18 protein-coding genes are annotated in these 23,758 nt (G+C 34.3%); all 18 read right to left on the bottom strand.

The window, feature by feature from the left end; translation table 11 throughout:
- Positions 1–9: 9 nt before the first annotated feature.
- The 18 genes from LC095_RS07680 to LC095_RS07595 all read right to left on the bottom strand — a co-directional run bounded on the left by LC095_RS07680 (position 10) and on the right by LC095_RS07595 (position 23,444).
- Positions 10–1,593: a response regulator transcription factor gene (locus tag LC095_RS07680; RefSeq protein WP_226527623.1), complete on the bottom strand. Its 1,584-nt coding sequence runs from the start codon at positions 1,591–1,593 to the stop codon at positions 10–12.
- A complete protein-coding gene (locus LC095_RS07675) occupies positions 1,574–3,391 on the bottom strand; it encodes a sensor histidine kinase (RefSeq protein WP_226527622.1) in 1,818 nt (605 codons plus the stop codon). Before LC095_RS07675 ends, LC095_RS07680 begins: the two co-directional genes overlap by 20 nt.
- Before the next feature lie 85 nt (positions 3,392–3,476).
- Positions 3,477–4,763: an ABC transporter substrate-binding protein gene (locus tag LC095_RS07670; RefSeq protein ID WP_226527621.1), complete on the bottom strand. Its 1,287-nt coding sequence runs from the start codon at positions 4,761–4,763 to the stop codon at positions 3,477–3,479.
- Positions 4,764–4,843: 80 nt separating this feature from the next.
- Complete coding sequence (locus tag LC095_RS07665; protein ID WP_026559517.1) at positions 4,844–5,671, bottom strand: carbohydrate ABC transporter permease; 828 nt, start codon at positions 5,669–5,671, stop codon at positions 4,844–4,846.
- Positions 5,671–6,627, bottom strand: a complete 957-nt coding sequence (locus LC095_RS07660; protein ID WP_413467469.1) for a carbohydrate ABC transporter permease — start codon at positions 6,625–6,627, stop codon at positions 5,671–5,673. Before LC095_RS07660 ends, LC095_RS07665 begins: the two co-directional genes overlap by 1 nt.
- Before the next feature lie 374 nt (positions 6,628–7,001).
- The gene (locus LC095_RS07655) at positions 7,002–7,748 is read right to left on the bottom strand and encodes a DeoR/GlpR family DNA-binding transcription regulator (protein ID WP_226527619.1); all 747 of its coding nucleotides are present in this window, start codon (positions 7,746–7,748) and stop codon (positions 7,002–7,004) included.
- A 216-nt stretch (positions 7,749–7,964) separates the two neighbouring features.
- Complete coding sequence (locus tag LC095_RS07650) at positions 7,965–9,299, bottom strand: ABC transporter substrate-binding protein (protein ID WP_226527618.1); 1,335 nt, start codon at positions 9,297–9,299, stop codon at positions 7,965–7,967.
- 150 nt (positions 9,300–9,449) lie between these two features.
- Positions 9,450–10,070 carry a YesL family protein gene (locus tag LC095_RS07645; RefSeq protein WP_226527617.1) on the bottom strand — a complete coding sequence of 207 codons (621 nt, stop codon included), beginning with the start codon at positions 10,068–10,070 and terminating at the stop codon, positions 9,450–9,452.
- 32 nt (positions 10,071–10,102) lie between these two features.
- On the bottom strand, positions 10,103–10,942 hold the full coding sequence (locus LC095_RS07640) for a carbohydrate ABC transporter permease (RefSeq protein ID WP_226527616.1): 840 nt from the start codon (positions 10,940–10,942) through the stop codon (positions 10,103–10,105).
- The gene (locus LC095_RS07635; protein WP_226527615.1) at positions 10,943–11,887 is read right to left on the bottom strand and encodes a carbohydrate ABC transporter permease; all 945 of its coding nucleotides are present in this window, start codon (positions 11,885–11,887) and stop codon (positions 10,943–10,945) included.
- Between the two features lie 614 nt (positions 11,888–12,501).
- Entirely contained in the window at positions 12,502–13,611 is a 1,110-nt protein-coding gene (locus LC095_RS07630; RefSeq protein WP_226527614.1) for a GntR family transcriptional regulator, read from the bottom strand.
- Positions 13,612–13,971: 360 nt separating this feature from the next.
- Positions 13,972–15,303 carry a glycoside hydrolase family 30 protein gene (locus LC095_RS07625; RefSeq protein ID WP_226527613.1) on the bottom strand — a complete coding sequence of 444 codons (1,332 nt, stop codon included), beginning with the start codon at positions 15,301–15,303 and terminating at the stop codon, positions 13,972–13,974.
- Between the two features lie 10 nt (positions 15,304–15,313).
- Entirely contained in the window at positions 15,314–17,320 is a 2,007-nt protein-coding gene (locus LC095_RS07620) for a beta-galactosidase (RefSeq protein WP_226527612.1), read from the bottom strand.
- 24 nt (positions 17,321–17,344) lie between these two features.
- Positions 17,345–18,169: a carbohydrate ABC transporter permease gene (locus LC095_RS07615; RefSeq protein ID WP_226527611.1), complete on the bottom strand. Its 825-nt coding sequence runs from the start codon at positions 18,167–18,169 to the stop codon at positions 17,345–17,347.
- Complete coding sequence (locus tag LC095_RS07610; protein ID WP_226527610.1) at positions 18,166–19,110, bottom strand: carbohydrate ABC transporter permease; 945 nt, start codon at positions 19,108–19,110, stop codon at positions 18,166–18,168. Before LC095_RS07610 ends, LC095_RS07615 begins: the two co-directional genes overlap by 4 nt.
- A 131-nt stretch (positions 19,111–19,241) precedes the next feature.
- The gene (locus LC095_RS07605; RefSeq protein WP_226527609.1) at positions 19,242–20,525 is read right to left on the bottom strand and encodes an ABC transporter substrate-binding protein; all 1,284 of its coding nucleotides are present in this window, start codon (positions 20,523–20,525) and stop codon (positions 19,242–19,244) included.
- Positions 20,526–20,610: 85 nt separating this feature from the next.
- A complete protein-coding gene (locus tag LC095_RS07600; protein ID WP_226527608.1) occupies positions 20,611–21,687 on the bottom strand; it encodes a response regulator transcription factor in 1,077 nt (358 codons plus the stop codon).
- Positions 21,684–23,444 carry a sensor histidine kinase gene (locus LC095_RS07595; RefSeq protein ID WP_226527607.1) on the bottom strand — a complete coding sequence of 587 codons (1,761 nt, stop codon included), beginning with the start codon at positions 23,442–23,444 and terminating at the stop codon, positions 21,684–21,686. The genes LC095_RS07600 and LC095_RS07595 overlap by 4 nt, the downstream gene beginning before the upstream one ends.
- Between the last annotated feature and the right edge of the window lie 314 nt (positions 23,445–23,758).

Here is a 23,758-nt window from a genome sequence, read left to right as displayed (position 1 = left end):
CAAATCCATTTATTTTGACATCACATGTACCCGATATTCATTAGGTGTTAAACCGACTAGTTTTTTAAACACTTTACTGAAATATTTTTCATTAGGATATCCAACCTTATATGAAATTTCATATACTTTTAAATGCGGATTTTCTAAAAGCTCTTTTGCTTTTTCAATTCTAATTTTGGTTAAATAGTTTGTTAATGTTTCATGATATTCTTGCTTGAACTTTCGGGAAATATATTCACGACTTAAAAAAAATCGTTCTGCAATTTCCTGTAAGGTAATATCCTTCTCATAGTTTTTTCGTAAGTAAGTTTCAATCTCTTGAATGCTGTTAGTTTCCTTTTTATACCTCACATCATTTAATAGATGAATTAATTCATAAAATTCCTTCCGCTTCTCTTCTTTAAATTTATTAAATGAGAACCTCCCTTTATCATCCCAATAATTTGTCCCTTTATAAAAAGCCACATCTTCATTCGTATTATATTCTTTCAACCAATTTTTTCTCAAAATCTCAAACTGCTCTTCCCACACACTTACTTGCTCGTACGAGAGAACATGCTTAGATTCAAGGGCATAAAATATTTTTTGCATAATCTCTTCCATTTGCTCTGTACTACTACTTTGAACTGCCCATTTAATATCTTCGGCGAAATCGAATAAATGCAGGTTGGGCCCTGTTGTAATATCTTCATAACATACGATATTATTTCTCTTAGAACATTCCATCATATTATGCTTCAGTAAAGTTTTCCGTGCAGAATGGTAGGACTCCTTAATTAAAGACAATGGCTTTCCAACAACAAACAGAGCATTTATACCACTAAATTTATAGATTTCGGTTTGTATTTTTTTTAGGATCTCTATTTCATTTTTACTATTCCACAAAAGAACAACAATCTCATTTTCTTTGTTTATATTCCGAAAGCAAAAACCACTTTGTTTCGAGCGAACAATTTCATTACTTATATTTAATAAGGTAAAAAAGGCTAAATCTTTATCATTATCAAATTTTTCGATAATTTTAGAACTAATAAATATTAGTGAGATTGTACACTCAACTTTATTAACGTGAACCCCAAATTCCTTCTTGATTTTTTGAACGGTTTCATCCGATACAACTTGATTCGCTATAACATTAGAAAAAAGATAATCCCAATAAAGAGGTTTTACCTCATTAATGACTCTATTCGTTTCGTTTGTCGACTCCCTTTGAAGTGCTTCCTTTTTCCAATCTGATACCGCTCTTTCTAATGTTTCATTAAGCAAGCCGGGGTCAATTGGTTTTAATAAATAATCATAGCTTCCGTACGTAATGGCGTTTCTCATATAATGAAAATCATCATAACCGCTGATCACAATGATTTTACTTTTTATTTCATTTTTACTTAGCCATTTTAAAAGTTCAATTCCATCAAAATTGGGCATATTCATATCTGTGAAGATGATCTCCGGCTGATTCTGGATAATCAGGTTTTGCGCCTCTTCTCCATCCTTCGCCTCAAATACTTTTTGAATACCAAATCTTTTCCATTCTGCTAATAAAAGCAGCCCTTCTCTCACATGAGTTTCATCGTCAATTATGATTGCTTTCATTCCCTGAACCTCCCGTTTCTACCGGAAGCTTTATTGTAACAAAAGTACCTCCGTCTTCATTATTCTCTATTAATAATGATGCTTTTTCACCAAAATAGAGCTTCAAACGTAAGTAAACATTTCTCAAGCCTATATTTGCACCACCCAGCTTACTTTGGTGATCTTCGTTTAGTGTTTGATAAATTTCGTTAAGCCTTGTTTCTGTTATTCCGTTTCCATTATCTTGAACTGTCATAACTAAATGACCTTGATCTCTTCTTACAATGATCGCTAAATGACCGATTTTATCATTGCTTCGATCAAAGCCATGCTTAAAATAGTTTTCTATGATTGGCTGAAGAATCATTTTCGGAACAACAATAAAAGAATCTTCTTTATCAAATGATAAGGTATACTCAAATTGGTCACCAAATCTTTCTTTTTGTAGTAATAGAAAGGCCTTTGTGTAATCAATTTCCTTTGTTAGAGGAACAAGATCTTCATCAATATTCATCCCATATCTCATGATCTTCGACAGGTGAGTAACCAACGTATAGACTTGTGGTACATTGTTTTTTAATGCCAAAGTACCGATGGACTGCAGGGCATTGTATAAAAAATGAGGATTTAACTGAGATTGCAATGCTTTTAACTGATTTGTTTTATTTTCAATCTCCAGTTTATATTCTCGATTAATAAGATGATTAATCTTTGCAATCATCTCTTTAAAACGCTCACCAAGTGTACCGATTTCATCATTACCTAGAGAATCAAACTGAACGTTCATGTTCCCACTTTCAACCTGTTTTATGTTTTGTAATAATACACGTATGGGCGAGGTGATTTTAAATGAAACAAATAAAGTTGCCATAATAACAAGGATTAACCCGATTACACCAAATAGAATGTTGATTTTAGCCACACTTAATGCACTTTCAAAAACGGATGTATATGGAATTCTTTTTACCATTATCCAACCTCCGGATGATTCATCAAGTGTTTCATAAATCATTAAACCGTGAAAAGAATCCTTCTTCCATTCCATCATTCCATTTGGTTTTTTATTCTTTATAAGGCTCGTAATCCATTGTTGGTTCTCATCCACATCATTGTTGGAACGAAAAATCAACTCTCCTTCATGACTTAATAGATAAAATTCCTCTTTATCTTTCACATATAGCTTTTCGGCGATTCCAAGGAGATGCTCTGAGTTAATTTCCAGCGAAATATATCCTAATAGATCATCTGACGGCACATCGATTAACGCACGATGCAAAGTAAACATGTCATTTCTCCTTTTAGAATTCTCGCTTAAATTCTCTTCTTGTAAAACCTCCATCGGCTCAATATGAATACGGTAAGGATTGTCTAATGCTTTTTTATACATATCTTGATTCAAGTTTTGATTTAATTGTGAAAAGACGACAGCTGACTTTTTTGATACAGAAATATTATGATGATCATCCATCAATGCAATATTCACTCGATTGATGTTTTCTTCAGCATATAGAATCGTTAAAATAACATTTTTAAAGCTTTCCTTTGCGAGATAATTCTTATCAAAATCAGGATTATTCTTCATATATCTCATAAAATCAATATTATTATAAAATGATAACGTTAGATTTTTCAGTTCCCCGATATACCCTTCAATGTTTACCTTTCCTTGGTAAAGGAGATTGACGTTTTCCGCTACGAATTCATCCTTTAATGACTCTTTCGTATAAAAATAAGTGATAACAATTGAAGTTCCAAATGGAACAATGGTAATTAATAATAACAGAACGATCAGCTTATTGCGTATGCTTGTTTTTTTCACTGGGGAACCTCCAATCTTAAAGAATGTACCAACTATTATAAGGGAAAAAGCATGCCTATGATAGACATGCTTTTGTTAAACCTTATTATTTCATATTATCCCATGTTGCTTGGAATTTTTCTAATGCTTCATCAAATGTAATCTTACCTGCTGCATATTCCTGGATTGTAGCAGCAAATTCTTTGTTTGCCCCATCCGGCCATCTGAACCAGTTCCAAGAAATTGTTTTTTCTTCTTTAGAGTATTCTAAGATTGATTGACCTAAGTCACCTAAACCAGTAGCTTCAATATTATCGAATGCTGGAATAAACGCGAATTCTTCTGTGATATAACGTTTACCAGTTTCAGAAGAAACCATCCAGTTCAAGAATGTTTTCGCTTCTTCTAAATGTTCAGAGTTTTTGTTTAATACCCAGTTATTAGGTACACCTACTGGTAATCTATCAGCATCTTCTTCATCATTTAATGGGATTGGCAAGAAGCCCATATTGATTTCAGGATTGATTTCAGTAATCATATTTTCAGTCCAGTTACCTTGTTGCAGCATGGCTGCTTCACCTGATGCAAATAATGTTACTTGAGTATTGTAATCAGTTGTAATTGGGTTACCTACTGCATTTTTTACTTCTAGATCAACAATATCCTTGAATTGTTTGAATTGCTCGTTACCAACAAATTTTGCAGAACCATCGTTTAAGCCTGCAATAAAGCTTTCTGGATCATCTTGTTGTGCGAATGGAATATTCATTAAGTGTTGACCAATTACCCACCACTCGCCATAACCGGCAGAAAATGCTTTGATTCCAGCTGCATCAAGTTTCTTAACAGCATCTTTTAATTCAGAAAGAGTTTTTGGAGGTTCTGTGATACCTGCTTTTTCAAATAAATCTTTGTTATAAATGAATCCATACCCTTCAAGGTTTACTGGCATACCGTAAAGCTTTCCATCTGCATCTGTTGTTGGAACTTTTCCGATAGGAAGTACATGCTCTGCCCATGGTTCATTAGAAAGATCTGCTAAGTGCTCTTTCCAAAGTTCTAATTCTTTAAATCCACCGTTATTGAAGATATCCGGCTCTTCACCTGACGCAAATTTTGCTTTTAAAGCAGCACCATAGTCAGCACCACCACCAACAGTTTCAAGTTTCACTTTAATATTTGGGTGCTCTGCTTCGAATTCTTTAATCATTTCTTGAAGTTGATCAGCAATCTCAACTTTAAATTGGAATAAGTTCAATGTAACTACATCACCCTCACCAGATCCTGAATCGTTGTTTCCTTCAGATGAGCTTTCCTTGTTACTTGAACTACACCCCGCTAAAATACCTAATACTAATAAGAAAGACATACCTAATAGCAAAAGCTTTCTCATGATAAAATGACCTCCCCAATCTTATCTTTTTTATTTTATATGAATCTGCAGGGCTAGGCATCTAGCCATGAGATTATATACTACTTAATAGATCCTGCAGCAATCCCTTTAATTATGTGTTTTTGCAGGAATAAGAAGAACACAATAACTGGAGCTATACCTAAAACTAATGCCGCTAACCCCATATCCCATTGTTTCGTATATTGAGCGAAGAAAGAACTTGTTGCTAACGGGATTGTTCTTAATTCTGCATCCTGTAACACAAGTAATGGAAGCAAATAATCATTCCAAATCCATAATGTGTTTAAGATGATAACGGTTACAGTTATTGGTTTTAATAACGGGAAAACAATTCTCCAAAACACACCAAATTGTGTACATCCATCTACTCTAGCAGACTCCTCGATTTCCATAGGAATTGTTTTAACAAAACCATGGTATAAGAACAGTGATAAAGAAACCCCAAATCCAAAATACATAATGACAATACCAGGTATACTATTCATAATTCCAAGTGTTCCACCTAATTTCATTAGTGGTATCATAACTGTTTGGAAGGGAATCACCATTGCTGACACAAAGAAGATAAACAATATTTTACTTAGTTTCCCGGGTGTTCTCACCATTTTCCAAGCTGCCATCGAACTAATGACAACAATGCCGGCAATACTAAATACGGTAATAATGAGAGAGTTTAGAAATGCATCCTGAAAACTAAGAATATCCCAAACTTTTGTATAATTACTAAATAGAATTTCCTTCGGTAGTGCAGCTGCATCAATTAATATTTCCGAAAATCCTTTTACAGAATTAATTAATACAAAGTAAAATGGCACTAAAAAGATTAAGGCAAGCATAATGGCAATGATCTCTAGTAAAAATGTTCGCTTTGTATAGCCTTTATTCATTATGCTTCAACCTCCTTTTTCTTCGTGAATGTTACTTGAAGTGTTGTAAACACGGCTACTACAATAAAGAATAGAATCGATTTTGCTGTCCCCAGTCCATATCTGTTATTCATGAATGCTTCTTGGTATATATTAATAGCAACTGATTCTGTTGAATTAAATGGTCCCCCACCTGTTAAAGAAAGATTCAAGTCAAAGATCTTAAATGCCATTGAAATTGTCAGGAAGAAACAAATCGTAAAGGCAGGTAAGATTAATGGAATAATGATCTTCGTTAGTAATGACCAATTCGTTGCACCATCCATTTTTGCCGCTTCTAGTAAGGAAGTATCAACCCCTTGTAGTGCTGCAATATAAATGACCATCATATAGCCGCTAATTTGCCATGCAAACACAATCACAATTCCCCAGAAAGCTGTAGCTTCATCTCCAAGCCAAGGTAACTTAAAGAATCCGATGTCAGTCATGTTTCCAATTGACGCAAACCCTTTAACAAAGATAAACTGCCATATAAATCCTAGTAATAAACCACCAATTACATTCGGAATGAAAAATACAGTTCGTAAAATATTCTTTGTTTTTAATGCTGCATTCAGTAATAAAGCAAAGCCAAAACCTATGATATTACTAATTAAAACGGCAGCAAACATAAATTTTGTTGTAAAGATAAATGAATTAAAGAATTTTTGATCATCTGTGAAGATTTTTATATAGTTTTCTAATCCAACCCATTCAACTGCTGAACTCACTCCGTTCCAGGATGTGAACGAATAATATACCCCCATAAAAAAAGGAATAATTTGAATTAGAACAAAAAATAAAACTGCCGGCCCCACAAATGCTGCGTACCCTAAAGCCTTTTTAAGCTTTGGCCTCTTGTTAGTTTTTATTTCCTGTTTCACATGTGCATCTTTTGTCGCCAAGGTATTTGCATTTATTTTGGCACTCATGTTCATCAACACCACCTAGTACTTTTGTAATCGCTTGCTTTGATTATAAAGCGTTTTCACCAAAGGTTCGATCAACTGTATTGACTAAAAAGGTGCATTATATTGATCTTTGTTCATTGTGTATACTAAGAAAAGCACTTGGATGAGCACTACTCGGAAAGCGTTGAAGGACAAACTGCGAAAGGCTTTATGGGTCAAAAGCCCTTCATAAGGGGGATGAAGGACTTTTGATGAGGGTTTCATACGTCATATGTCATTCATCCAGGTTATGAAGAACTTTTAATAAGGATTTTATAGGTTAAATGTCCTCCCACTCATGAGAGCAGCTAATAAAAAATGCTTCCCACATAAAAGGAAGCATTCTTTACACAGTTCTTCACTTACACTTTCAACATTTCAGTTATTCTTTGATAACGATCTAATTCAATTGTATCATTTTCATTTGTTATAACTTTTACCTGATCCAACTCTGCAAACTTTGAAAAAGATACTTCACCAAACTTTGTGTGATCAGCTAAAATATAACTCTCTCTCGCTAATGAAATAGCTCTTTCTTTAATTTGGGCTTCATCAGGATCTGGAGTCGTTAATCCTAGTTCATAATGAATGGCATTTGTTCCAATAAAGCACTTATCAAAGCGGTAGTTTTTAATGCTTTCATATGCAGCACGACCAATCGTTGCCTTCGTTACTTTTTTTACAAACCCGCCAATTAAATAGGTCGTAATATCTTTTTCAAGTAATGCATTTAGATGGTCAGTCCCGTTTGTGACAACGACTAGATCCTTTTGCTTTAAAAATTGAATCATTTGGAAGGTTGTTGTACCAGCATCAAGATAGATACATTCTCCGTCAAGGACTAATTGCGCTGCATACTTTGCTATACTTTCTTTTTCAGCCAGATTTTTCGTTGTTTTCTCTGAGACACTTAGTTCAGATCGTTTTCGTTGCAGTAGGGACGCACCGCCATGTACACGTTTTAAATAGTTTTGCTTTTCTAATTGATCAAGATCTCGTCTTAGGGTTGATTCAGATGTTGATGTTAAATCAACAAGCTCTTGAAGTTTGACATTTTCCTTTTCTTTTAATAAGTCTAATATGAGTTTATGTCGTTCTGAAATAAGCAAGTAGTTTCCTCCTGGAATATAGTTATACCCTAATAATTTGTTCTTCAATGTAAATGATAATATTAGTATATAAAATTAATTAAAAAAATAACATAACAGAAGGCTTTTACATTGACAAAAACCAAGAAACTCAAGCCTTCATCATAGAAGATCTACCTCCTAATTCGCCACAGTCATAATAAAAGGATTGAGGGCAGCCCCTCAATCCTTTTATTTCTAGTTCATTTTACTTTCAACTGTCTCTTGTGCCTTTTTTAATGCCTCGTCAGCTGTCTCTGATTGTTGCCTTAATACATTATTAAAAACATTTGTATTTATTTCAGTTCCAACATCTGGAGTATATTCTGTGATATTAACAGCATTGATTTCATCCTTGATGTCATTTAGTGTATCAAATAAATCATCACCAAAGTATTGATAATATTTGTTATCGGCTAATACTTCTTCACTTTCCCATACATCATGGCGAGGAGGATCAAATCCAAGAACAGTCCAAAGTTTAATATTTGCTTCTTTAGAAAGTTTTGCAAACGCTAAGAATTCTTGTGCTAATTCAGGATTTTCCGATTGGTTTGTTACAACAGTACCTGTACCACCCATACCGGCTGAGCGTTTACCTCCTTCTTCCCAAGCAGGCATTGGACGAACAACAATCTTACCTTTTAAATCAGGCATGTAGTCAAGAAATCTTCCCATGTACCACATCGGCATACCAATGGCAGCTTGACCACCATCATTCATAAATTGATAAAATTCTTCTGCGTGAGGCGCAGCACCTGGCATTACTTCAGCAATCTTATCTTCGTATACGATGTCATGTAAGTATTGAAGGGTATCCACATTTTCTTCATTATAAATCGTAAGCTCTCCATCCTTATTAAAGAAGTCAGAATCACGTTGGGATATCATGGACCAATAAGGTATATAATCCTCTGTTGAGACAGATGTCATAATTGCATCAGTTTTAGCAACAACTTGTTTACCAGCTTCCCTAAAGTCCTCCCACGTTTTGATAGATTCGATATCAACTCCCGCTGCATCCATAATTTCTTTATTGTAATACATAACAGATGCACCGACATGTGTTGGTAAACCGTAATAATTTCCATCTTTTGAATAAATCTCAAAACGTGATGTTACAAAATTATCAAATTCCGGCTCTATATAATCATTCATTGGCAATATCTGTGGTTCACCTTTTAAAAAGTTTGGAAACTTACCAATTTCAATATCAGCTATATCAGGTGCGCCCTTACCAGATTGTAATGCCATTAATAGATTTGTATGCATATTATCAAACGGATACACTTCTGCTTTTAATTTAATAGGCTTGTCTGGGTTTGCCTCATTCCAACGAGGTACAGCATCCTCAAAAAAGGCCAAATGCAATTCGTTAAAGGACCAAAATGTAAGTTCTGTTGCATTTTCTACATCATCACCAATAACCTTAGTTTCTTCCGCACCCCCTGAGCTTGATTGACCGCCGCTACACGCGACCAATAACAGTGCCATAATCCCACAAAGAAATGATAGTAGTGATTTCTTTTCCATCCAACATCCCCCTTAATTTAAGTTTAAATATGCATTTCCCCGGTTTCCCTCTATTTTTTTTTGAGAATCACCTCCCAAAAAATATTGGCTGATATTCAAAGTGAAATAATAACGCTTACAAGCTTGAATGGCAGCTTCTTCACCAACTAATTATGTAGCATCTTGGTCTATCTTTGTAAAAATCTGCAATGAAAACCACATCCCTCCCATTGCAATCATACTTATCGAGAAAAACGGAACTAATCCAGGATATTCAAAAGAGAAATACATAACTGTAAATGCCATTAATCCAATTGCAAAAGTATAATGAACTTTTGTAAAACCAATAATGAATGCATTCTTCAGATGTTGAATCCAAGATGATTTGTAGTGTGCCAGCAATGGAAAAGACCATAGCACTATAATGCTATAAAAGAATAAAACTAGATAAAAAGCAAATAGAGTAATAATAGCAATTTCACCTGCAGAGTTTGCTATGATTTTATAATTTATATAAAGCAAGCCTCCAATGCCGGATAAAAACCATCCTAGAATATTTGACTGAAGATACTCCTCTCGATATACTCGGTTAAACGTTTTCCATATATTAACGTCTGTACCCCTTAAAATCATTTTCCTCGATACACCTAACACAGCGGTAGTAGCAGGAAAAACCCCTCCTATTACCAACCCACGTAGTGTAAATAAGAACCACAGGACATTGATGAACGCTAAACTAGTTACCCAATGAAGGATCAAATCTATATTTGAGACAAATTGTTTTGGCTTCAATTACAAATCACCTCTTTTTCTCATCTGCAAGATTACCCTTTCACTCCACCCACAGTAAGCCCGGCAACAAAATAACGCTGGAAGAAAATGAACAATATAATAATCGGTACAATTGTCATAACAGATCCGGCTATTAAGACATCATAGTTATTTCCATACGGCGTTAATAATGTCGAAAGCCCCAATGGTAATGTAAATAAGGTGTTTGATCGTAAAACAATTAATGGCCACAAGAAATTATTCCATGCCCCTAATCCTTGTAAGATTGCCATTGCTGCTAAAGAAGGTGTCATAAGCGGCAACATAATTTTAAAAAAGATCCCATATTCCGTAGATCCATCCATTCTTGCGGCATCCATTAATTCCTTCGGTAAGCCAAGAGCATATTGTCTAAAGAAAAATACAGCTATTGGAGCAACAACCGATGGAAGGATAACAGCCATATAAGTATCCACTAGAGCTGTATCTATCATTAGTTGAAACAATGGGAGCATTAAAATTTCAAACGGGATCATTAAAATAAACAATACACATGTGAAAAATAGGTTTTTCCCTTTAAAATCATATACTGCTAATGCATAACCGACTAATGATGAAAAAAATAATGATAGAATAATTGTCATTACTGTTATGGTTAAGCTATTACCATACCAAGTCCAATATTGTCCTGCTTGAGAGAAAATATAAGAATAGTTATTTAAATTCAGGTCACTTAAATCAAAAGTAAGACTAATTCCATTTCGCATTAACTGAGTTGAAGGTCTGAATGAAGCTAGTAGTAGACTAATAAGCGGAAATAAAGCAACTAAAGATATAACTAAAAAGCAAAGATTAATAAGAAATTTCAGTAAAACTTTCTTATTAAGATTCATTTATTCATCACCCCTTTTAAATGCACCTGTTAGTAACAATTGAACAATACTAACAACAAAGATAATGATCATTAAAATAACTCCGATCGCGGCACCAAATCCTAAATTATTCTGAGAAATTCCTTGTTGATATATATATCCCGCAACACTTAAGCCAATATCTCCCGGTGATCCAGCTGGCCAGAATACATAACTCTCTTCAAACATTCTAAATCCAGCAATGATTGAAATTGTGACAACAAAAATCGTTACAGGTTTTAAGAAAGGAAGTGTAACATATCTGAATTTTTCCAACATATTTGCACCATCTATTTCAGCAGATTCATATAGTTCTTTTGGAACATTTTGTAGACCTGCAAGGAAATAGAGAATGTTTACTCCCATCCACCGCCATGAACACAGCAAGACCATCAGGAACATACCTGACCAAGCATTATATTGCCATTCAACTGATTCAAATCCTAACCAATTAAGGATCTGATTGGCAGCAGCATTATCAGTTTCTCCAAACATTAGCCTGAACACCATACCTGCAACAATTGTAGAGGTTAAAGCAGGAACAAATAACGAAGCCCTAAAAAAAGTCTTAAACTTTACAAATTTTGAGTCCAATAATACAGCTAATATGATTGGAATTATCGTTAAAATGGTAACAGTTAGGATTACATATATGGTTGTATTGCTTAGCGCTTTAAAAAATACTGGATTAAAGACTCTCGAGTAATTTTCTAAACCTATATATGTTACCTGCCCAGGTAATACGCTTTGAAAACTCATAATTATAGCCTTTATAGTTGGATAAATGGTGAATATCAATAATGAAAGAACAAAAGGTGAGATAAAAATATAAGGTACGACTTTTTGTGAGTTTAGTATTTTCGCAAGACGATTTGGACTTTTGACAGTTGCAAGTTCTTGGTTTGTTCCCTTTGCCGTTGGAAGCATAAATCATTCCTCCTTATCAATCACACTGTTACGTGTACAATTGATTACATGTCAGTTTTTGTACGTTTCATAGTATTATCATTTAAATAAGCAAAGTTACAAAGATAAACCGGATCAGAAATATCTGCTTGATTCTACATTTTCATCACTCCCTCCGATTTTCTTTGAAAAAGATCGAAATTCCTGTAATGTATACGCATACATTTTGTTTTTTATAAAATATGATTGACTTCTTATGAAGGAAACAATTAAATATCAATAACTAGTTCCTAACTTATCATTATAACTTTTAATAAAAAAATCTTCATATACGTATAAGTGTATTTAGATTATACTATCATATTTATTTCAATATTACCAACTTCTAAACAAACATTGCGAAAAATCCACAAAGTTTAGTAGTGTTTTAATTTTATATTTGTACGTATAAGTTTGATGATTTTTATTATATATAGGTTGATACAACTTTTCAATTCCTTTTTCCAAATTTTTTTCGACCAATTTTGATATTCTTCGCGGTTTACATGAAAAAACATGCAGTGAAAACTGTAGTTTTACACTGCATGTTTTTTCATGTAATCAATCTACGTGCATGTCTGAGACTTTTTTTCTACCTAAAGTGCTTTTGTCGAATTTCTTAAAATTAATTTTGGCTCAAACACAATAGATTCTTTCGTCTCACTAGCTCCTTTTAATTGATTATTTCCTTCATGTACCATGTTTAATATAATACTAGCTGCTCTTTCTCCCATTTTACTTTTTGGATGTTGAATTGTGGTCAATTTCACTTCTGAAACTTTAGCCATAAACGAGTCATCAAAACCTACAATGGATAGATCATTTGGTACACGTAAGTTTTTACCTCGAATAACATCCAATAAGAGAACCGCTAACTCATCATTGTAACAAATAATTCCAGTTGGCCTATCCACATTATCTATTGATAAGAGCTGACTTAAAGCTTCAATTGGTTTCGTTGTTTTCTCAATCGTTTTATAATTTATAATATAATTTGGATTTAGTAAAACCCCATGATTTCTATGAGCCTTAATGTACCCTTTCATCCTTTTTATTCCTTGAATATCATCATTTTTAAAAAAACCTACTATATTCCTGTGTCCTAATTTAATAAGATGTTCAGTTTGCAGATAGCCTCCTTTTTCATCATCTATCGTAAGGCTTAGAGGCTCTAGTTCATCGTAAAAAGCATTCAACATTATGTACGGTATTTTCTTCCTTTCTAAATTTAGATAATAGTTTATATTTGGATTTGCAATAGCACTTTTAGTTGGCTCTATAATTACTCCATCAAGAGGTTGAGTTAAGATATTTTCTAGAATTCTTTTTTCATTTCCATGATCATTATTTGTACTAAATAGTGTTACATTATATCCATGTTTGCTTAGATACGATTCTGCTCCTCTTATTATTGAAGGAAATATATAATCGGATATATAAGTAGTGATAATCCCAATATTTTTGGTTTTGGTTGCAGAAGATCTTTCAGTCTTAGTCCTGTCTGCACAAAAGGTTCCTGCCCCTTGCTCTCTATATAACAGCCCATCATTTACTAAATCACCTAAAGCAAGACGAACAGTATGACGACTAACTCCAAATTGTTTCATCAATTCACTTTCAGAACTTATTTTTTGATGTGGTTGAAATGAACCATCTAATATTTTCGATTTTATTGCTTGTTTTACAATATTATATTTTGTTTCCAAGTCATTACCTCACCTTAAGAAATTATCTTAGTACCCTACTCTCTTGTCTTATTTAACAATGTCACCTCATAGCAGCAACATAATTTTATTGACTAAAATTCTTTTACTACCAACAATAGAACGACTAGAAAATTGCTCAAAAAATATTGTCCCAGCCTTATTAACAAGGAATTTATGAAAACTCCCTATTGATAAAGGAATGAGCAATTCTTTATGCTATTTTAACATAAGGTGGATTGATGCAATTATTGCGTTGTTCAATTATTTCGTCTTTTCATTTGTCGCACCATTTCTCTGTCCTTTTTAGATAACAAAAAACTTCAATCCTGTCTGGAATGAAGTTTTTTTGTTAATTTTCAGTTATAGGACTATCGTATTAAATGATTCAGCCTCTAATGTAATGCTATGTTTTTCATTGTTTAGCTCTAGCACTAATTCTCGATCTGTTTTAAACGAATTCGATATGACAACAACCTTGCTTCCATCCGGATTTTGAAATGCTGTTGTGTTTCCTGTCCAAGGTCCGGACGTTTCAAGTCGGACTGCACCCGGCTTTACATAATGTGAGAAATGCTTCATTACATAATATTCAGGATTATTATTCACGTTCTTTGAATCCGGGTCAACTGTAATCATTGAGTTCTGTTCCCACCCCCACGTACTTCGTCCGTTTGGTTGCAGGACCATATTCCAATAAATATAAGCATTAGCACCATTTACAAAATAATGACGATATAAATTATGAACATAAAGTGCGTATTCCCATGTGTTTTTGCCATTTCCACACTCGTTTTCTGTTTGCATATATTTTAGCTCTGGATAGCTTTGAACTGTTCGTTGAATTGCGTATTTACCTGCCCATTGATATCCTACACCTTTTACATATCGGTAGGCATTGGGATCACTAAGAACGGTTTGCGCATACACATCATAATCTGTTGTTGTTCCATGCATTAGCTCTTCCCAAGGCTCTGGTGCATTAATTGTTCCAAGCCAAATTTCAGCTTTTATTCCGTGTTCTTCAATAGCCGGCCCTAAATAAGAAGCGATGAATTCTCGTAATTGCTCACCTGTCCATTTGCAAGAAGGAAATTTTTGATCGGCTACCACTTCATTTTGTACATGAATTTGGTGAATTGTAATTCCTTCTTCTTCATAGGCCTGGACAAATCTCACGAAATATAGTGCATATGCCTTTAACACTTCAGGTTCCCAGCGAAGCGTGCCATAGTTATACGCTTTCGGAAACTTCATCCAAGTTGGAGGACTCCATGGTGAAGCAAATAGTTTTATGTTTGGGTTTCGTTTTAATGCTTCTTTTATATAAGGAATTAAATATTTTTTATCGCGCTCAATCGAGAAATACTTCATCTCATAGTCATCCGGTGTTTCATTATGACTGTACCATTCAAGCGCATAGTCACTTGCACCGATTGGTAAACGACACATGCTAAATTGACATTCACCTTCTGGTAAAAATAAAGAATCAAGCACACTGTTGCGATCATCCTCTGATAAAAGAGTAAGAGCTTCATAACCTAGTTCATTAAAACAGCCGCCAAAGCCGTCAATGACACGTTTTTTTTCATCAGTAATTACTAGGTTTGGTTTTTTATCTTCATATAATATAGTACTTGCATCTTTTTCCTGCCAGTACTGACTTCTTGTTGTGGATATCCAAGTAAAGCTCATCATGTCCTCCCTATTTCATTTCTAATATTTTTACATCCCATGGTTTAATAGTGAGAGTTTCGCCTGTTTGATATGTTGAATCTGATAATAAATCGGTACTTTCTGAAAATGGAGACTCTATTTCTTGCTGCTCAAATGAATAGTTAAAAACATATTTAATCGTTTTTCCTTCATCATTGATACCACTTTTTATAACAAGAGGGAATTTCACATCCTGCTCCACTCCCCATATTGATGCACGTTTTAATGCCTGGGTAAGAATTTCCGACATAATTTCACTTGAAACAATACATCCAATATATGTTGCATAGCCTTTTCCATATTCATTTCCTGTAACAGCAGCATATTCTCCCCATGCAGGGTGATCATATGTTGCCAGTGTTTCCGCTGTTGTTGGAGTTAACAGCTCCATCCATGTATGGACACGATTTTTATCCTCTTCTACTTGATAAGGGTTACCTGCAAGCTTCATATTCTTCGGTTCAACAAACATTTGATAGTTTACACCACATGCTTTTTCAATGATCCCAGGTTGGCTGGATGTTCTTACCTTAATGTGATCATTTGTAAACCCCGATTTAAACGTAAAAATTGCGTGCCCACCATTTTCAACATACTGATTTAATCTATCTAAGAGTTCGTCTGGTGCAACATACAAGCATGGAACAATAATTAGTGAATAATCATTAAAGTTCTCAGACCCCGGGTGAAGAATATCTACTTCCACATTTAATTTATATAATTCATCATAAATAAGCCGGACAATATCGTTATAGTTCAATTCACTATCGTATTTAAATTTAAACCAATTTAAACCTGTTAGAGATTCATTGCTTACAAGAATGGCTGTTTTATTCTTCTTCTTTAAGTTCATAATTTTTGGAGAGAGACGGCTAAAATCTGCTCCAATCGTTTTGGCTTCATTGTATACAGGATTTGGTTGAAGATCGTGACTTAAAAGTCCCTTCCAATATGTCTCAAAAGAATTGTGAATAGAATGCCAATGCCAATATGCAACCATATTTGCACCAGATGCTACGTGACTAAATGCTTGTAACCTTAATTGCCCAGGAAAAGGTGTCCAGTGTGAAAAGGCTTGTGCTTCTGTTTCAAGAACATAATAGTTCTGCTGCTTTGTTGATCTTGCAACATCTCCTCCGAAGGATATTTCAATTCCTGTTAAATCCTCTTGAGTCGGGTGGTAGATATCAACGCCAGTGATATCGAATGGTTGGGATGCAGTGAAATGGTTTACATTTGGCTGTACTCCAAATGAATAGCCTCTCCATTCAAAGTCAAAGTTTTGTGTAATAAACTGACCCTCTTTTCGATATTCCTTTACGATGTCAACTTGCCATGCAAGAAATTCATCGACCAGCTTTCGCTGAAACTTTGAAAATTCAGCACCAAAACTGCCATTTATTGTTCCAACTGTTGATGGCATATCTTCCCAAGCATGCACATCATTACTCCAATAAGCCAAACCAAATTCTTTATTCAGAGCATCTGTTGTTTCAAACTTATCTTTTAAATATTTTATAAATCTCTGCTGTACATTCGGCCCGCTTGTATCATAGTGCTTTGTTTCATTATCAATCTGGTATCCTATAATCGCCGGATGATCTTTTACATTTTCCATTAGCTTGCGAATAATACGCTCAGCATAAAACAAATAGGTTGGATTTGTGATATCCATGATTTGTCTTGCACCATATTTACCTGGTCCATTTTTCGTAACAGCCAATACATCCGGATGTTCTTTCACCATCCAAGTTGGAACAGCATAGGTCGGGGTTCCAACAATAACATGAATACCTGCATTATGCATGGCATCCAATACCCGATTAACAGATGTAAAATCAAACACACCATTTTGTGGCTCATGTGTACTCCATGTTGATTCTGCAATTCTGACAACATTTATTCCTGCTTCTTTCATCATTTGAATATCTGTTTCAAGCCGTTCATACGGCATGTATTCATCGTAATAAGCCACTCCGTATAATAATTTATTCATCCCTTACATAACACCCTTTCCACCTTATTTAATAGCTCCATCAGCAATACCCTCGAGGATATATTTTTGGAAAAACGCATAGAACACAACAACCGGTAAAGCTGTTAAGACTAATGCTGCTAAAATCTTTGGCCAGTCTGCCACATATTGACCAAATAACATATTGATCGATAGCATAAGTGTATAGTTATTTACATCTGTTAACATGATTAACGGTAATAAGAAGTCATTCCATAGCCATAAAACATTTAATACTAAGATTGTAGCCGTAATTGGCTTTAACAACGGGAAAATGATTCGAACAAAGATTTGAATATCATTACAACCGTCTATTTTAGCCGCCTCTTCTAACTCTCTTGGTATCGATTTCACAAATCCATGATAGAGGAAGACTGCCATATTCACCCCTAGACCTATATAAATTAACCCAAGACCTGCTAGGGATCCTTGTAATCCTAAACCTTTTGCCATTTGACTCAACGTAATCATGATGGAGTGAAACGGAACCAGCATTGATGCAATAAAGAGAGTGAAAATAAGCGCACTTAATTTTCCAGATGTTCTAGCTAATTTATATCCTGCAAGTGAACCACAAATAACAATTCCTGCCAGACCGATAGCAGTAACAAGTAGTGTGTTTAATGAACTGCTTACTAGATCTAGCTCTGTAAAAACCCCAATATAGTTTTCTAATGAAAAAGAAGTTGGGAACGATAAGACTGAAGTAAAGATCTCTCCTTGCGTTTTAAAAGAATTTATGAACGCCATGTAAATTGGAAAGAAAGAAATAATCGCAAAGACTGTCAAAATTAAGTTGATCATAATGGATGAAGAAAGATTCTTTCTCATGCTTCAACCTCCTTGCGCTTAAGAATACTCACTTGAATAAGGGTAATGAGTAAGACCACCAAAAACAGAATCATTGCTTTTGCGTTTGCATAACCAAAACGGAAGTTATTTGAAAATGCTTCTTCATAAATATTCAGAGCCATTACTTGTGTTGATGTACCTGGTCCACCTTGCGTTAGTGCGTATACTACGTCAAATACTTTAAACGCTCCATTTAATGTTAAGAAACAGCAAATTGTAATCGCATGCATAATCATTGGAATGACAACATGTCTAAGACGTTGGAACACATTTGCACCGTCAATCATCGATGCTTCTTTTAATTGCTTAGGCACCCCTTGAAGTGCAGCCATGTAAATAACCATCATATAGCCAATTCCTTGCCATAAAGACACGATTAAGATCGAGTAGAACGAAACCTTTGGATCACCAATCCAAGACTGATCCAATACCGAGAAAATGGCTTTCTTCGATAATTCAGGAAATACATTCGTAAAGATAAATGAAAACATAAGTGAACTGATAATTAAGCTTATCATGTTCGGCATAAAGAAAATTGTTCTAAAAAACCCTTTCGATTTCATTCTTGTTTCAATTAATAACGCTAATCCTAATGCAACAACATTCTGAATGACAAACACAAATATCGTATACTTTAATGTGAACCAAAAGGAATGTCTGAACGCAGAATCATCTCTAAACGCTTCAATATAATTGCTAAAACCGACAAAATTATAGGTTTTATTTAATCCATTCCAATCTGTAAAACTATAAATACCAGCACCTACTGTAGGGATTAAAAGGAATAGAATATAAAAGATAAATGCAGGTAAAACAAACAAGATTAATCGTAAGTGACTGTTCTCTTTCTTTGCTTTTTTCTTAGTAGATGCTATTTCCTTTACAGGACTTTTCAGTTCAGTTACTGCCACATTACTCATTCCTTTCCACTCTAGGATTCTGTTAGAAGATAATGATTAGGGGACATTTTCGTGAAGACTTCCCTCTTACTACCAATCATTTTTATAAAGTGAAAGACAGTTTTATTAAACTGTCTTTCACTTGTTTAGCACTATTCTTTATTTACCTTGTTATATTCTTCCCAAGCACGATCAAGTCCTGAGATGACATCCTCTTTTGACGCATCATCAGCATAATAGCTTTGGAATAACTTTTCAGATGCCGATTTTACTGCAGACGGAATCGTTGGATCTTGGTATACTTTTCCTTCTTCCACATATTTAGAAGAATCTTCTAACCAAGGATATGTTTCAAAGGTATGAACAGTAGCAAGTGGATTAAATCCTAGGCTTTCATAGAAAGCACTGGAGTCCTGATCATCAAGAATATAGTTTACGAAATCTTTTGCTACATCCTTTACTTTACTTTCTTTAGAAACAGCTAATGATGTTGATGCACCTAAGTTGATAAGTGTTGCCTTTTCATCATCATTAATCGGAAGTGGAGCAACACCAAAGTTAATGTTTTCATTTGTTGCTAACATTGACTCAGCCATCCATGGTCCTTGTACCCACATAGCGGCTTGACCGCTGGCAAAAGCAGCTGCTCCTTGGTCTTGTCCTACTTCAAATGGTCGGTCGGTTCCATGTGCATGAACAAGATCCATAATGTCAAACATGCCCTTTAAATCTGCAAAAGATCCTTCTCCGGCATTCATTGATTCTAAAAAGCCCTTATTGCTGGTACTTTCAAGTGCACCTACTGTTAATGGCAGGAATAATTGTGGAATATATGAATCTTTATATGCTCGAATAAACGGTGTGATCTCTTTGTCTTCAAGCTCTTTTATAACCGCTTTCATTTCCGATAACGTTTTAGGTACTTCTAATCCATTTTCTGCAAAGATGTCTTTATTGTATATAAAGCCCCATTGAAGTGTTTCTAGAGGTACAGCTAATACTCTGTCTTCTCTGGAAACCATCGGTTTTACTGTATCATATAATTTCTCTACAAAAGGCTCCCCGGAAAGATCTTCTAAGTAACCAGCTTTATCATATACCGGAATATCATTAATAGCATGAATTCCGAAAACATCTGGACTATCTCCTGAAGCAAGTCTAGTTTTTAATAATTGATCTGCTTCATTTACACTTGGAAGCTCTAACTTAACTGTTACATCACGCCCTTTTTCTTCTTTTTGCTTCGCTACGAATTGATCGATATATGTTTCATATTGCTCTTTAAATCTCGGCTGTCCGATAAATACTTTCAGTTCAACTTTTTCTGAACTTCCTCCTTCACCATCTCCGGAGGAACTGCTTCCACCAGCATTACAGCCAGCTAGAATTCCTAAAAATAAGACTGTTGCGATTATCATTGTAAGCGCTTTTTTCATTTTCAACTCCCCTTTCATACTTCTATCATAATCTCTTTTTATTCTATAAAAAATTGAAAATATTAACGCTTACATTTGGACTATTTTAAGTTTTTCGAATTGTTCCCGGAGAACATCCATAAAACTTTTTAAACACTCGATAAAAATAAGATACATCCTCATACCCTACCATTTCCGCAATTGTTTTATATTGAAGGGTTGTAGTTATAACTAGATCTTTCGCTTTTTCCATACGGGAGGCAATAATATATTCTGTCACATTACATCCATATTTCTTTTTGAAAGACGTTGTTAAATACTCCTTGCTTACATAAAATTTCTTGGCAATTACTTCTAGTGAAATATGCTGTGATGAAGAATATTCGTCAAGATACTTTTTAATTTCTTCCAAGTTAATTTTCGTCTTTTGTTTTCTTAACTCATCTACTCTACTTATGATTTTTTCGCCTATGCTCATTTGTCTCATTAATCCATTATCCAATGATTGATTGTCACAATACTTTATATCATTCCATTGTAATCCGATATCTTCAAGGCTTACCTTATGCTCCTTTAATGCTTCTTCAAGTAACACTAGAAACACCTGATGAAGATACATAGTCAAAGAAGGATCATTCTTTATTTCATCATGTAACTTTTCGAGAAACTGATGAAAACTGGTTGATAGTTGGTTTGCATTTAATTCTTTTAACGAAAATGCGGCAGTTTGACGAAAGGTTTCAATTAAGTCCAATACTTCAGGTTGTTTTGGCCTATAAAATTGATAACCTGATTGCTGCTGCTCTATTTTCTTTTTTTCTATTAATGCTTTTTTCAATGCTTCATTTAATTCTGTTTCATCTACAGGCTTTGGTAGGTATTCAATTACCCCTGTTTTAATTGCCTGTCTCGTATACATGAAATCCTGATAACCACTTAAAACAATTGTTGGAATATCATCGAATTTTTTTTCAATGATCTCTAATAACCCAATCCCATCTACACCAGGCATTTTCATATCAGTCATAATAAAGTCAGGTTTTTCGGAGATGATTTTGTTTATAGCTTCCTCCCCATTTGTCGCTTCAAGCAGTTTTGTGATCCCTAAAGAATCCATATCAATTAAAGCCTTGACTGTTTCTCTTGTCCACGTTTCATCATCAACAACTAACAATGTCGTCATTTTTTATATTCACTTCCTTCTTGAAATGGCAGCCTAATCATTACCTTAGTAAATTCAGCTTGTTGGCTCATTATCTCAACTCCATATTCACGACCGAAATACAACTTAATTCTTGTATCAACATTTTTCAATCCAATGCTTCGATTATATAAATAACTATCCGTTAATAATTTACTTTTGACTTGTTGAAGTACTTCTTCCGACATTCCCATGCCATTGTCTTCAATAATTATTTCAATTTCATCAAACACTTTTTGTATTTCAATCTTTAGTATCCCTTTTTCAATTTGAGTCTCAAATCCATGTTTAAAAGAATTTTCAATAATTGGCTGTAGAGATAATAAAGGAATAATTGCGTCCTTAACTTGCTCATCAACAAATAATTCGATTGATATATTTTTACCAAAACGAACTTTTTGGATATACAAATAATTTTGTAAATGTTGTACCTCTTCCCATACATAAACTAGATCCCCTCGTTTATTCGTTATATACCGGAACATACCACCTAATCTTTGAATCATTTCATATATTTCCCTAGCGCCCTTTTTTAAAGCCATTCCTGAAATTACTTGAAGAGTATTATATAGAAAGTGAGGATTTATTTGTGACTGTAATGCAAGAAACTGTGCGTCTCGATTCTCCATCTCACGTTTATAATCTTTTTCAATTAAATCCCTGATTCGATCAATCATCTCCTTAAATTTTCGTTGAAGAATCCCTATTTCATCTGTACGTTTTGAATCAATTTTAACGTTAAAATTAGTTTCTTCCACAAGCTCCATTTTCTTAGAAAGCAACACAATTGGTTTTGCAACTTGATTCGAAATGATGATGGATAAAATAACTGTTACACAAATTGAAATGATGAGAATCAATAATCCTGTTTGTCTGATATGTTTAGAACCAATCAACATCAGCTCTTCTGGAACAACCTTTACTAACACAATTTGTTCGTCCATCATTTCCTGAAAAAAATAGTAATCTTGATTAAGAGAAAAATAATTTGTTTCATGCTGTTGTTTAAAACTAGCAGTAAGATCTTTTGGGGCAGCTTCATTATTTTCATCGAGGGCAAAAAGCAGCTTTCCATTTGAATCGACCAACATAATCGATTCTTCCTCATTACTTCGAAGGTTTTTGGCAATATGTGCGATAAAATCAAACGAAACGTTTAAATCTATTCTTCCTACTAGTTTTTGATCTTCAAAACGATAAATATTTCGACTAAAGGTAAAAGTACCCGTAGTCGAATTTACGGAAAACATGGAATCCTTCCCAGTACGTTGAAGAGCAGTTCCAATCATATTTGTTACAAAAAACTCTCTTCGTTCTACCTTATATAAGCGTTTATCATCATATGATGTTAATGAAACAGAGAGGATGTTTTCATTCGCATTATACAGAGCAAATAATTTATCCTGTATATAAGATTGTATATTAAATGAATTTGTCGTTGTTATATTATTAATAGTTGTTATACTAGGTACCAACTTTTCATCCACTAATGCTGAAAACAAAAAATTATCAAACCAGGTAAGCTGTTCTTCAATATAGCTTTGTGAGAGCTCCATTCGAGATAGATTTGATGTTATTTCGGAAGTTTGTACAGCACCTCTAGAAATATGGGTTGACACTAACATAAATATTAATAGAGGAACCATCATAATAAGTAGCAGAGTAGCCATAAGTTTTCTTTGCATGCTTTCAAGGAAGTACTTATTTACGAAATCTTTTATTTTTCCAGACACTATCATGTTTATTCCTCCAGAGGTTAAAAAAGCGGTTTCATATATTGGTTTATTTTAAAGATAAATCAGAAGATCTACAATATTATTTTTGATTAATAAGCTATTTTTCACTAGTTATTTTGTAGAGTAGAGAACTGATTTCTAGGGGTAGCCTTTCGGCTACCTCTTTACTTTCAGCTCCCCCTCATCAAACCGTACGTGAAGTTTTCCCTCATACGGCTTTCCGACGTTCTTTTTCCTTTGACTTTACGGTCCCTTCACTCAGCGATCTTCATGAGTTTTCCTTGAGTGATCTTCATAACGTCCTTCTTTCTTGCGTG

Origin of the sequence: Metabacillus niabensis, assembly GCF_020524345.1 — a bacterium.
Taxonomy (GTDB): Bacteria; Bacillota; Bacilli; order Bacillales; family Bacillaceae; genus Metabacillus; species Metabacillus niabensis_B.
This window is presented reverse-complemented; position numbering and strand designations above follow the sequence as displayed.